The organism is Pedobacter sp. KBW01 (genome assembly GCF_003852395.1).
In the GTDB taxonomy this organism is placed as follows: domain Bacteria; phylum Bacteroidota; class Bacteroidia; order Sphingobacteriales; family Sphingobacteriaceae; genus Pedobacter.
This window is the reverse complement of the sequence record NZ_QAJQ01000003.1, coordinates 99,460-112,728: the sequence shown is the minus strand read 5'-3', so window position 1 is coordinate 112,728 and position 13,269 is coordinate 99,460. Positions and strand designations below refer to the sequence as shown.

At 40.2% G+C, this 13,269-nt stretch carries 6 protein-coding genes; 4 read left to right on the top strand and 2 right to left on the bottom strand.

Going from position 1 to position 13,269, the window contains the following annotated elements; all coding sequences use genetic code 11:
- Nucleotides 1-311: 311 nt before the first annotated feature.
- On the top strand, nucleotides 312-4,358 hold the full coding sequence (locus DBR40_RS03045) for a two-component regulator propeller domain-containing protein (protein ID WP_124558337.1): 4,047 nt from the start codon (nucleotides 312-314) through the stop codon (nucleotides 4,356-4,358).
- An 885-nt stretch (nucleotides 4,359-5,243) separates the two neighbouring features.
- Here DBR40_RS03045 and DBR40_RS03040 read toward each other — a convergent pair.
- Both DBR40_RS03040 and DBR40_RS03035 read right to left on the bottom strand, forming a co-directional pair.
- A complete protein-coding gene (locus DBR40_RS03040; protein ID WP_124558336.1) occupies nucleotides 5,244-6,773 on the bottom strand; it encodes a RagB/SusD family nutrient uptake outer membrane protein in 1,530 nt (509 codons plus the stop codon).
- A 10-nt stretch (nucleotides 6,774-6,783) separates the two neighbouring features.
- Complete coding sequence (locus DBR40_RS03035) at nucleotides 6,784-10,056, bottom strand: SusC/RagA family TonB-linked outer membrane protein (RefSeq protein ID WP_124558335.1); 3,273 nt, start codon at nucleotides 10,054-10,056, stop codon at nucleotides 6,784-6,786.
- A gap of 321 nt (nucleotides 10,057-10,377) precedes the next feature.
- On the opposite strand from DBR40_RS03035, the gene DBR40_RS03030 reads away from it, so the two are divergent.
- From DBR40_RS03030 to msrA, 3 genes are all read left to right on the top strand, one after another.
- On the top strand, nucleotides 10,378-11,625 hold the full coding sequence (locus DBR40_RS03030) for a YdcF family protein (protein ID WP_199748263.1): 1,248 nt from the start codon (nucleotides 10,378-10,380) through the stop codon (nucleotides 11,623-11,625).
- Between the two features lie 4 nt (nucleotides 11,626-11,629).
- Nucleotides 11,630-12,505 carry a hypothetical protein gene (locus tag DBR40_RS03025; RefSeq protein ID WP_124558334.1) on the top strand — a complete coding sequence of 292 codons (876 nt, stop codon included), beginning with the start codon at nucleotides 11,630-11,632 and terminating at the stop codon, nucleotides 12,503-12,505.
- Between the two features lie 270 nt (nucleotides 12,506-12,775).
- The gene (msrA, locus tag DBR40_RS03020) at nucleotides 12,776-13,264 is read left to right on the top strand and encodes a peptide-methionine (S)-S-oxide reductase MsrA (protein WP_124558333.1); all 489 of its coding nucleotides are present in this window, start codon (nucleotides 12,776-12,778) and stop codon (nucleotides 13,262-13,264) included.
- Nucleotides 13,265-13,269 lie beyond the last annotated feature (5 nt).

Genomic DNA, 13,269 nt, shown 5'->3' with positions numbered 1-13,269 from the left:
GGCATAACCTGCAGCTGCTAACAGCTGGAACATCAGTTCCGGCTATAAGAAAAAAAGGTATCGGCTTAAATGGTTTGGTTTTGCTCTAATATTTGGTTATTCAAAATTGTTGCTTTGGGAGCGAATGAGGGGGGTAAAATCCTTAACAAATAGGTGCAAAATTCTAAAAACCATCGAAATTTGGCATGATAAAGAGGCCATACGCAGATAAAGTGTTAAAATTGCTGGTGGTAGTCTGATTTGATTTTAATAATAAAAATAGAATTGTACATTTAATCCCGTTAAGCTAACCCTTCTATTTTTCTTTTCACATGAAAGCCTTGTTCACCTTAATACTTGCATTTTTTACTATAGCAGGTAGTGCGCAAAACCAATATGCTTTTAAACACCTCAATGTTGAGAACGGGCTTTCGGAAAGTTCGGTGCTATCAATCGCCCAGGATGCCAGGGGATTTATCTGGTTTGGAACCCGCTTTGGGCTAAACAAATACGATTCTCAAACTTTTAAAATCTATAACAATGAAAAGGGCAACAAAAAAAGCCTAAGTGCGTCATCTTACCTTTCTTCTATTTTATCACTCAAAAACGGATCGTTGCTAATTGGCACACAGGATGGCCTGAGTAAGTATAACGAAAAAGATGACAATTTTGACCGTTACCAGCACGATGACAAAGACCCCGCCAGTTTAAGCAATTCTGGGATATATTGTATTTACCAGGATAAAAAAAACAGGGTTTGGGTTGGTACAGCAAGCGGATTAAATTTATTAACCGACACCGCAAAATACCGCTTTAAACACTTTTTATATAATAAAAAACAAAGCCAAAAAGTTTACACCATTACCGAAGACCATACTGGTACTTTGTGGTTAAGCACCAGTAGCGGCCTAATGAACATGCGTATTAACGGAAGTAAAGTTACCTTCAAATACTTTAAGGCCTATAGCGATAAGCTTAACAAAGCCGTTGATAACCATGTAACCACTATTGTAGAAGACCGCGAAAACAACCTTTGGATCGGCACCAAACAAACCGGTGTAAGCAAACTTAACCTCAGCACCGAAGAAATTACCAACTATACATATTCCAGCCTTAACCCGCAGGGTATAAGCAGTAATAACGTGCGCAAAATTATGCTCGATCAGGAAGGTAAACTGTGGATTGGAACCCTTCACGGCATTAATATATACAACCCGGCAAGCAGAAGTTTCAGCACCTTACAAAACGAGCCTGAAAATCCTTCAAGCTTAAGCCAAAATTCGGTTTACGATATTTATCAGGACCGCCAGGGTATTATTTGGGTGGGCACTTATTATGGCGCCGTTAACATGGTGTACCCCAACTACACACCATTTAAGGTTTACCAGAGTAGCACCACACCAAATGGACTGAGCAGCAATGTAGTGAGTTCAATTATGGAAGATCAGTACCAAAACCTGTGGATTGCAACCGAAGGTGAAGGCATAAATTACTACGACCGTAAGAAAAATATTTTTACCCGTTATAAAAATAACCCCAATAACCCTGCAAGTTTAAGCGCCAATTTGGTTAAATCGGTTATCCGCGATAAAAACAATAAAGTTTGGATCGGCACGCATTACGGCGGGTTAAATCTTTTTAAGCCCGAAACCAAAAGTTTTGTTCGTTATACCAGTCGTACAAACGATACTTCCTCTTTAAGCAACGATGAAATTACCGTTGTTTTTGAAGATAGTTTCGGCAGGTTTTGGGTAGGTACCAATGGAGGGCTAAACAGTTTCGACACGCAAACAGGTAAATTTATACGCAACAGGGTTAACGGCCGAGCCGATGCGGTGTTTTACATTTTCGAAGACAGCAAAAGGACCCTATGGGTGGCAACAAACGCAGGTCTTTACCAATTAAAAAATGGCGCTAATAAATTTGCACACCGTGTGGCTGCCAGCCCTGAAATTTTAAAATACAATGAAATTAGCTGTATAACCGAAAATAAGACCGGTTATCTGCTAATTGGCACCATTAGAAACGGGCTGTTTAAACTCCATCCCGAAAAGCACCAGTATAAGCGGATAACCGCTCTGAATGGCCTGCCCAGCAATGCCATTAGAGGCATTTTGGAAGATGATTTTCAGAACCTGTGGATTACTACCGATAAAGGCTTATGTAAATATAACCCAGCACTTCATACCTTTAAAGTTTATAATACTAAAGATGGATTACCCGGAAACGAATTTAATTACAAATCGTTTTTAAAAGATAGCAAAGGGCAGTTTTTCTTTGGCGGATTGAGCGGAATGATTAGTTTCTACCCCGACCAGATTAAAGTAAACAAAACCACGCCACCCATTATTTTTACCGGATTAAAGCTCTTTAACAAACCTGTTTCGTTAAACGGCCGCGATGGCTTGCTTAAACAAAACATCAGTACCTTAAAATCGATCACCTTCGAATCCGATCAAAATGTATTTTCGATTGATTTTACACTGCTTAACTTCATCAAATCGAACAAAAACCATTATGCCTATAAGCTTGAAGGTTTCGAAAAAAACTGGAATTATGTAGATATTCCATCAGCAAGCTATACCAACCTTTCGCCAGGCAATTATACACTTACCGTTAAAGGGAGTAATAACGACGGCCTTTGGACAAAAGATGCCAGTACCTTACAGATTAAAATTTTACCCCCCTTTTACCGCACCTGGTGGGCTTACCTGTTTTATTTCTGCGCTTTTGCAGCTATATCTTTTGTATTTGTACGTTATTTATTAATTAAAGCTGTACTTAAAAAAGAAAAAGAGGTTAACGAACATAAACTCGAATTTTTCACCAACATATCGCACGAAATACGTACGCCATTAACACTCATTGTTGGCCCCTTAGATAAACTAATCGAAAATGCAAAAGACGACCCTGCGCTGAACAGGGATTTGCAACCGATTAAAAACAATGCACACCGCTTAATGAACCTGGTTACCGAGTTGCTAGATTTTAGAAAGGCAGAAAGCGGAAAAATGACTTTACATGTAAGCCCGGGCAATGTGGTAAAATTTTGCAGGGAAATATTTTTGGCCTTTCAAAACATGGCTATTTCTAAAAATATCGAGTATGGTTTCGAAACCAGTCAAACAGAAATAGAGCTGTACTTTGATAAGGTACAAATGGAAAAGGTTTTGTTTAACCTGCTTTCAAACGCCTTTAAATTTACCCCCACAAACGGAAAAATCGGTTTAAAAATAAGTCAGGAAAATCAGCTTATCCAAATTCAGGTGAGCGATAATGGCAAAGGAATCCCTTTAGAAAATCAGGCCGGTTTATTTACCAATTTTTATCAGGCCAATGCCACCACCACCATTGGCACTGGTTTAGGCTTATCCTTATCAAAAAGCATTGTAGAACTACACCATGGCCAGATTACTTTCCAAAGCAGTCCTAAAAATGACAATGCTTTTGGAGCTACTACATTTACAGTAAGTTTAAAGAAAGGCAAAGCACATTTTAATCAGGATGATTTTATACCCGATTATGTTTATTACGATAATGCACTAAACTACAATATTGAAGTAATACCAGATACGCAAACCCTGGCCGGGCAAAACCTGCAGCAACCGCTGCCCGCAACGCCAAAAAAATATAGCATTTTACTGGTAGAAGATAATGAAGATGTAAGAACATTTATTAAACAGGCCTTAAACCAAAGCTATAATATTTACGAATGTGAAAATGGAGCTACTGGTCTGGCATGCGCGTTAGATCTCATCCCCGATTTAATTATAAGTGATGTAATGATGCCGGTTATGGATGGCCTGGAGCTTTGCCGTAAGCTTAAAACCGACGAGAGTACAAGCCATATTCCGGTGGTTTTATTAACCGCCAGATCTGCATATGTACATCAGGTAAATGGTTTAGAAAATGGTGCCGATGCCTATATCATGAAGCCCTTTAACCTCAAAATACTGGAATTAAATATCCAAAATCTGCTCAGTGCACGAGAAACCATAAAGCAAAAATTTGCACAGGTAATTACACTCGAGCCTAAAAACATGGTTATTAATACTACTGAACAAAATTTCTTAAGTAAAATTATCCAGGTTATAGAAGATAGAATTGCCGATCCGGATTTTGATGTACCTACCCTATCATCAGAAATTGGTATGAGCCAGCCGGTATTGTATAAAAAAATAAGGGCACTCACTGATCTTTCGGTAAACGACTTTATTAAATCGATTCGCATTAAGCGGGCTGCACAATTACTTAAACAAGGTGCAGGTAATATTTCAGAAATTGCTTATTCAGTAGGTTTTAATGATAGAAAATACTTTAGCTCAGAGTTTAAAAAACATTTTGGCAAAACACCGAGCGAGTTTATTAACGAAAATTAATTAACCAGTCGCAAAGCCCGCGTTGTTAAATTTACCGTTGATTGGTTACTTCCCAATACAGAAACTACACGCAATCACCTAATAGTTACGGAAAAAATATCAGAAACCATACCTCGTTTAACCAATTTAGCGCCACTATACTGATTGCAGCGCTCCATACTTCGAACGATTGTGACTGCAATATACATTAGTGATGACCTTCTGATCAGATTGCAAATGACGCAATGCTCTCCATATGGGATAAAGATAAAACCATTATCAGTAAAACACTTGCCGTAGAAGTTCCTGAAACTTTGGTAGCTATTTTGCGGATATATCGCAGCGTGTATGGCGCACGGGAGTGGCCTATTCGGTATTAGACAACCCTGTAGCAGTCTTAGTAGAGGTACTCTACAGGTAATTTATTATAATTTCGACTGAGCCTCAGTTCTTTTCAGGATCTAAATTTTAAGAATAATGATTTGGTTTTTGCTTGTTGTGTAAAATTAGTTCTAAGTCGGTCGACTCCACTGGTATAGAAATTATACAATCCATCCGGATTGCTGATGTATCCAAAGTCTCTGTGTCCGCTGACAGGATGTGTCCTATTCAAGGGGTCGTGAATGGCAGTAAAAGTCCATGTATTGGAAGATAATCTTGAAATAATTACTGTAGCATCATAGGCATAACTTTGTGCGCAAAACTTAATTTTGAATCTGTCCAACTTTTGGGGGCACACCAAATAATCGGCCCGCTTATCTATTTATTTAACCAGTTTAAGAAACTGTATAAAATGACTAAAAAATTCACCGGTCTATCAGGTGGGTGAGAACACCCAACTCATGCAAGCGCAAATGGGCGGTGTCTCCACCGCCCATTTAATATTTTACAGAAACTTAAACTTTTCTAATAACCTGGGTTTTGGTACATTTTAACCGGATCGAGTTTTACCTCATCAAAAGGTATTGGGTAATAACGATCTTTTGTGGTTACGTTGGCCAGCTTTGCAATACCGTATGATGCTTGCGGCTTGGCCTTTAAATAAGTAACTAACTCAGCAGCGGTAAAGTTTCTAATTAAATCGAACCATCTTTGGTGCTCGAAAGCCATTTCTACCCTACGCTCGTGCAAAATAGCCAGCTTTAAGGTTGGAAATTTAGCGGCGTAAGTGGCATCGGTTTTGGCTACGGCATAAAGCGGCATTGCAGCCCTTGCCCTTACCATATCCAGGTATTGAATGGCAACGGCATCGTTACCCTGCAACATATTTACCTCGGCCAGCATTAAAATTACATCGGCATAGCGCATTAAAATACAATCGTTACCACCGTAACCAGCGTTTGTTGCCAATTGGCTTGCATCGCGAAATTTGGTAACAAACCAATCTTTAACGGTATTATCGTTGGCAAACTTAACCGAAAAATCTTTCCTCAAATCGCTTGTTTCGTACTCATTAACCAAATCTAACTTTACATTACCACCAATACCGGTAGATGGTTTTAACGAATTAATGGTTTCGCCTTTTGCCTGGTTATTTGCTGCGATACTCGAGCTAAAGCTAATATCACCCTGCTTATAAGAAATCTGAAAAATCAGTTCTTTACAGGTTGTTTTCTTCGTTACATCAAAAACATCTGTGTATGGAATTTCTGATAAATTACCGAATGCTTTCATATTGTAAGCAGCCAACAGGTAGGTATTTGCATTAGTTAGGTTTTCGGCTTTATTATTTGGCAACGTTGCTGCCATGGTTAAATAAACCTTACCCAAATATGCATTCAATGCGGCTTTAGAAGTTCTGCCAATATTGGCACCTGTTTGGAAATTTGGCAAGGTACTACCCAAACCATCTTTTAAATCGGCTACAATCTGGTTATATACATCTGCTTCGGCCACACGGAAAGTACTTTCTTTAACCTCTTCTTTTGTAGTAAGCGGCTTGGTTACTACTGGTACAGCTCCCCATTTCCGAACCAGTTCGAAATACATTAACGCTCTGATAAACTTAGCCTCGGCTTTATAATTCTCTTTCGTTGCCGGGTTAGCAAAAGCAACTTTATCAATGTTGGCAAGCACAGTATTGGTTCTTCCAATTGCTTCGTAAAGTGCTAACCAATGGCTCTTTAAATAAGAGTTGCTTGGCAAAAGCGAAAAATCGTTAAACTGAAAAGGCTCGCCGGCATTACTTTGGTTATCGTTTCTTCCGGCATCATCCGAGCGCTCATCGGTAAACAAGCCACTGTTTTCGCCAACCGTATTACTACTCCGAAGCGATTGGTATACACCATTAACGGCTAACAATACGTCGTTTTCTGTGTTAAAATAATTTTCTACAGCGATGGCATTGGGATTCTTTTGGTTTAGAAAGTCTTTTTTACAGGCTCCCAAACTTAAAACAGCACTTAGGGCCAATACTTTATAAATATGTTTTTTCATTTCTTAAATTCTAAAAAGTCAATTTTATACCAAGGTTATATGTGCGGGCCAATGGATAGTTTCCATAATCTACCCCAGGCGCGAGGTTGTTTCCGGCACTATAATCTACCTCCGGGTTATATCCTTTATAATCGGTTATGGTAAAGGCATTATCAATACTGCCATAAATACGAACATTACTTACTTTAATGGCGTTGGCAAGCGATTTAGGAAAAGAATAACCCAACGTAATGTTTGTACACCTGAAATAAGAACCATCCTGAATGTAAAATGAGGATAAACGGGTAGAGTTACTTTGTGTACCTGCACGTGATGGACGGTAGTTTAAGCCACTGCCCGGATTAGCTTCATTGCGGTAACGATTAGCAACATCTGCATACTGGTTACCCGAACCTTCAAAGTTATATAGGTAATAATCCTGCCCATCTAACACCTGGTTACCGTACGAACCGTTGAAAGAGGCCCTTAAATCGAAAGTTTTGTAAGAAGTGTTTAAGGCAAAACCATAGGTAAATTTAGCGTAAGGTGTACCAATTACAGTTTTATCTGCATCGTTAACAATGCCGTTTCCATCGGTATCCTGAAAATACAAATCGCCAATTTTTGCCGGATTGGTTGATGCAGCCGATGGTGCAACTTTACCTAAGTTATCGGCAGTAATTCTACCCAATACTTTAAACCCATAAAACATACCTATTGGTTGGCCCTCCTGGGTAACATGTGTTATATACGAACGCTCTGCGCCTGCAGTGTATATTGTGCTGGCACCGCCCATATCTAAAACTTTATTGCGGTTAACGGCAATATTACCGCTTAACCCAAATGTAAAGTCGTCGTTCTGAATAATTTTACCATCTACCTGTACATCAAAACCCTGGTTACGTACCCTGCTATCAGTAAGGTTTGTTAAAATAGATGACGTTCCTGAAATTGCCGATAGTGGTTGATTAAACAGCAAATTGAACGAATTACTTAAATAATAATTTGCGATAACAGATACGCGGTTTTTAAACAAACTAATGTCTGTACCAAAGTTAAACTGAGAAGTTGATTCCCAACCCAAACCCAAATCTTGTATCGCACCAGGCCAAATTGCAGTCGAAATTGCATTTCCAAAAACTACGCCACCCGGGGCACTCAGCTCTTGAGAAGTACGGTAATCAGGAATACTGTTATTACCAACCAAACCCCAGCTCGCCCTTAGTTTAACACGCGATTGTTCGCCCAAAAAATTATTGTAAAAACTTTCGTCAGATAAATTCCATCCAGCAGCTACTGAAGGGAAATTACCATACTTATTTTGCGGGCCAAATCTCGAAGATGCATCGCGACGGAAAGAACCCGTTAAAAAATATTTACCAGCATAGTTATAACTGAAACGACCAAAATAAGAAACCAGGGTAGTTACTACCTTGCCAGTTCTTTTATCGAGGGTAAAGAAACCTGCATCAGCGCCTTTATCAGTAATTTCGCCAATATAATCGTTCTGGAAACCGTTAGCTGCCACACGAATTAAATCGCTTGATGCCTTTTGAGCAGAATAACCACCTAAAACATTTAGGTTGTGCTTACCAAAAGTTTTATTATAGTTTAAGGTAAATTCGGCCAATTGATCTACCTGGCTAAGCGTTTGCGCAATAGCATTGGCAGCCCTAATCGATTCAGGAGAATAAGGTGCGGTATTGCCACTACTTAAACTGGTTGGCAAATAATAATCGTATTTCTCGTTGTAAGTTTGTGTACCTAAGTTTGCTTTAAAATCCAATCCTGCTAAAATATTATAGGTGGCATTGGCATTGTAGCTACTCCTGGTGCCCTTTCTCATTATTTTCATTTGCGCTACAGTAGCCAAAGGGTTTTCAGGATTTTGAATACCGTATTGAGAGGCTAATGAACCCATTCCAAACTGGATTGGATTACCATTGGCATCTTTGGCTGGCAGGAAAGGTAAATAAATCAGGGCCGACATCATCGGACTTAGGTTATAACGACCTTCCTGTACCTCTCTGTTATTATTTTGAGTATAAGCAATGTTTGCACCAACATGCAAGCGTTCGCTCACCTTACCATCAATATTACCCCTAAAGTTGGTTACCTTCTGGTTGGTGTTGGTTACAATACCATCATTGTTCTGGTAACCGCCGCTTAAAAAGTATTTTACATCTTTAGTGCCCCCAGAGAAAGAAAGGTTATGGCGCTGAAAGGCTGCATTGCGGTACAACTCATCCTGCCAATCGGTGTTGTAAGCAGCAGGGATGGCCTGTTGTGTGCTAAAATTATAAAGATCGGCAGGTATGCTTACACTGCTCCCGTTACCTACATTGGCAATACGCGTAGCATTGTTATCGCCATACATGGCATCGTTCCAGGTTTTACCGGCATTTACCCATAAATCTTTATAGGCATTGTTACGGCCATCTATCAATAGCTGAATAAACTGATTGGCATCGAGCAATTTCACTTTTTTAGCCAGTTGGGAAATACCGCCCTGAACATCGTATTCGAAACGGCCCTTACCATCATTACCTCTTTTGGTGGTAATTAACACTACCCCACCCGATGCCCTTGAACCATAAATGGCTGCCGAAGCTGCATCTTTTAAAATGTCGATGGTTTCGATATCCTCAGGATTAATGGCTACGTTGTTGCCAGCCGGATAACCATCTATTACGTATAAAGGATCGGAACTGGCATTAATAGAACCAATACCCCTTACCCTTATTTTTGTGCCCGAATAAGGTGCACCACTGGTTTGCGATACCTGTACACCTGCAACTTTACCTACCAATGCCTGGCCCACTGTAGGCGAGGTTAAGTTTAATTCGCTGGCTTTAACACTGCTAATAGCACCGGTAACATCCGATTTTCTGATCTTTTGGTAACCAATTGCCACTACTTCATTTAAAGTGTTGCTGCTTTCTTTAAGCCTGATATTGATTGTGCTATTGCCCGATACCGAAACTTCCTGTGTATCGAAACCAATGTACGAGAAAACCAGCGTAGCCCCATTGGTGGCTTCAATAGTATATTTTCCGTTGGTATCTGTAGTTGTTGTTTTTTTAGTCTGTTTATCGTAAACGCTAACGCCCGGCAGCGGTTGCCCCTTCTCGTCGGTTACGGTTCCGCTAATGGCAACAAAACGTTTGTTAAGCTCAGTAGCCCGAACTAATTTGGCATTGCTTACTGCCATAGCGGCTGGGCTGCATGCAGCTAACATACCAACAGGCAAAAGCAATTTCCTGCAGGCACTTTTTATGCTTGCGGTAAAAAAAAATGGTGTCATCTTTTTGTGCTTAGTAATAGATTTTTAAATAGTACTGGGGTTTGTATTTTTTGGCAGATATGTAGATCAATGCATTTACATAGGCTTATCCTTAAAGGTTAACAACTAATTTTATGAGCGTTCTACGGCGACAAAAGTAGGTGTGTGCTTTTAACACTATGTATCCGCTATGTTAACTCTGTGCAAAGATCTTTGCAGCTATTTTAAGTTTACATTAAATCTTCTATACGCACTCCTAAACCGTTTTATTAATTTGTAAAGGGTAACATCTGCTTAATGTTTTTTTAATAGCCAGAGCTTTATTTTGCATTAAAATTTTTAATGAAAGTCTTCTATCCCTTTTTTATAGCCTGCCTGCTGTGGCAGGGCTTACAGGCGCAGGATAAACCCGTTCAAGCCTACCAGTTAATAAAGAGCAATAATGCAGTACAGTACAAAAACTACTATTTGCTTACGCTTTTTAAACAATTGCCCGGGCTTAACAAAATGTTGAAAGAAAACAGCCTGCTTAAAAAATTTGCCGATACCAAAAGAACCCAGGCAACCGAAGCTTTACAAACCTGCAAAACCGATATTAGCTGTTACGCCAATGCGCTAAAGTTTAGTGCCGAAGAAATTACAGCTATTGGCCAGGAGTTAAGCAACAGCTACAACGAAAACAATGCACTCGGCAAGGTAGTAAGCAATCACCTCATCCCTTCGGGCTGTTATGCGCTGTATGCCGAACAAACACCCAAAAACTTATTGGTTAAAGCATGGGAGCAAGATGCCAATGCGTTAAATTATGCCATTGGGGTATATGTGGAGGGCAACAAGCCCAATTACCCCAAAATAGATTCGATTAGTTTTAGCTTAAAAGATAAAGAGTATGCAGAGCTTACAGTCGCAAATGCTTTGTTGGCCTTACAACCCGAAAACGAGCTCTTTTTTGAACCTACATTAAATTTTGCAATGGTAGCTTTAGAGTTGAACGAAAGAAATGATGCGGCCGATTATGAACCGATGGTTAGCGGGGTAAACCAGCCAGCCATTAACCAGATTAAAAAAACCGATTGGAAGAAATATCCTTACAGCGTAATTCTGGTGCCGGGTGCCGGCCCCGAAGATAAAGAAACTGCTTTAAGTGCCGGTGGGATGATTCGCTGCCGTTTAGCTGCTATACAATACCAGAAAGGCCAGGCACCATTTATTGTGGTATCGGGCGGGCGCGTTCACCCTTATAAAACCAAATACAGCGAGGCTTTTGAAATGAAAAAATTTTTGATGGAAACCCTACTTATACCAGAAAGTGCCATTATTATGGAACCCCATGCCCGCCATACCACTACCAACATGCGCAACTGCGTAAGGCTAATGTTTAGGTACGGCATACCTGTTGATAAAACAGCCATGGTTAGTACCGTAAAATCGCAGAGCTTTTACATTACCACTATACTGCCCGAAAGGTGTAAAAAAGAACTTGGTTACTACCCATACAAAAACGGCAAACGCTTAAGTGATACCGAATCGGAATTCTACCCAAATACAACATCGCTGCAAATTGATTTTGACGAACCTTTAGATCCTTAAGCCAATGAAAACTTTAAATCCGATATTGCTGCTGCTGGTAATGTTTTTTGTAGCCAGAACTGGTAAAACTGATGGCAAAATCGCCAAAAACATCACGTTAGATTCGCTAGGTGCCTGCCAGGGTATTACCTACCAGAACGGAAGCTATTTCCTGTACGGCGACCGTGAGGTTGGCGTAATGCGCGAGTTTAAACTTCAAAAAGATTCGTTAAGCTATCAGCATAAAGAATACCGCTTTACCATAAAAGGCGAAAATATGATTAAACACCCTACAGGGATAGCGCACCACAAGGGATTGCCCACTTTTGTGGGTAACTCGGTAAGGCAAAATGAGGCAGGAACGTTGTGGAAAGCCGTAATTAATTGCATTAACTGGGATGGGTTTTTAAAAACCGGAACATTAGACGACAATTTGCTTAAAACTATCGACGATGATGCCTGCATACAGGGAGCACGGCCCGAATATGTTAAATATAAGGGCAAATGGTTTGTTGCCACAGCCGATTACGGCAACAAAGCCAACGAGGTTCGCTTGTTAAACCCGCAAGCATTGGCCAAAGCCACTAAAACCAGCGAAAGCGGTGTGGTAGTTCAAAAATTTACCTGCTCGCCCTGGGTGCAAAACCTGCACTGGATAGAAAGTAAAGGCATATTGGTATTGATTCAAAACCAGGTTGAGGGGCGGAAATGGCGGTTAACGTTCCTCGATCTGGAAAAATCAATTGCCACCGGACACGAGGCTGTTTTAAGTGTAATAGATACCGATAAGCCAGATGAACTGGAAGGTTTTACTTTTACTGATAGGGCCGAAAAGGGCATTGCGGTAAGTTCTTCGCGCAAAAACAATGTAAGTTTTATGGATTTTAGCTGGGACAAGTAGCGCTCTCTGCAAAACGATACTCCTCTATTTCGGTTGGTGAAGACACCAACTGATAGGATACTTACCATATTTTATTTTAACCACTCAGAACTTTAGTGACAATATTTATTGTGCCTAAAAAAATGTCACAAAAAAAACGGGAAAAACTTTACGCCAGCGGTCGGTGCCCTCACCAACCGCCGAAGAACCGATAAGCCCGGCTCACTTCATCTTTACTTTCCTTTTACACATCTTCACCGTATCTTTATTCTACACAAAAAGGAAAGATATATGAATACTGAAAAAGCCATTCTTGCTGGCGGTTGTTTTTGGGGAGTAGAAGAATTGTTTCGCCATTACCCAGGTGTAATTTCGACTGTAGTTGGATATACCGGAGGGGATGTGCCAAACGCTACTTACCGGAACCACGGAACACATGCTGAAGGCATTGAGATTACTTTTGATCCAACAATTTTATCATACCGTAAATTACTAGAATATTTTTTCCAGATCCACGATCCTACAACACGTAACAGACAAGGAAATGATTTGGGTACTTCTTACCGCTCGGCCATATTTTTTGCCAATGCTGCACAGGAAGAAACTGCTAAAACACTAATTGCCGAAATGGATGCCTCGGGCATATGGCCTGGAAAAGTAGTAACTGAAGTAGTGCCTGAAACTGATTTCTGGAATGCAGAAGAAGATCATCAGGATTATTTACAGAAAAACCCTTATGGTTATACCTGCCATTTCGAAAGACCTGATTGGAAGCTGTAGATTAG

Bases quoted from the DNA above. Each gene is read 5' to 3' on its own strand.
- DBR40_RS03045 (WP_124558337.1), top strand. From the start codon at position 312: ATGAAAGCCTTGTTCACCTTAATACTTGCATTTTTTACTATAGCAGGT.
- DBR40_RS03040 (WP_124558336.1), bottom strand. From the start codon at position 6,773: ATGAAAAAACATATTTATAAAGTATTGGCCCTAAGTGCTGTTTTAAGT.
- DBR40_RS03035 (WP_124558335.1), bottom strand. From the start codon at position 10,056: ATGACACCATTTTTTTTTACCGCAAGCATAAAAAGTGCCTGCAGGAAA.
- DBR40_RS03030 (WP_199748263.1), top strand. From the start codon at position 10,378: ATGAAAGTCTTCTATCCCTTTTTTATAGCCTGCCTGCTGTGGCAGGGC.
- DBR40_RS03025 (WP_124558334.1), top strand. From the start codon at position 11,630: ATGAAAACTTTAAATCCGATATTGCTGCTGCTGGTAATGTTTTTTGTA.
- msrA (WP_124558333.1), top strand. From the start codon at position 12,776: ATGAATACTGAAAAAGCCATTCTTGCTGGCGGTTGTTTTTGGGGAGTA.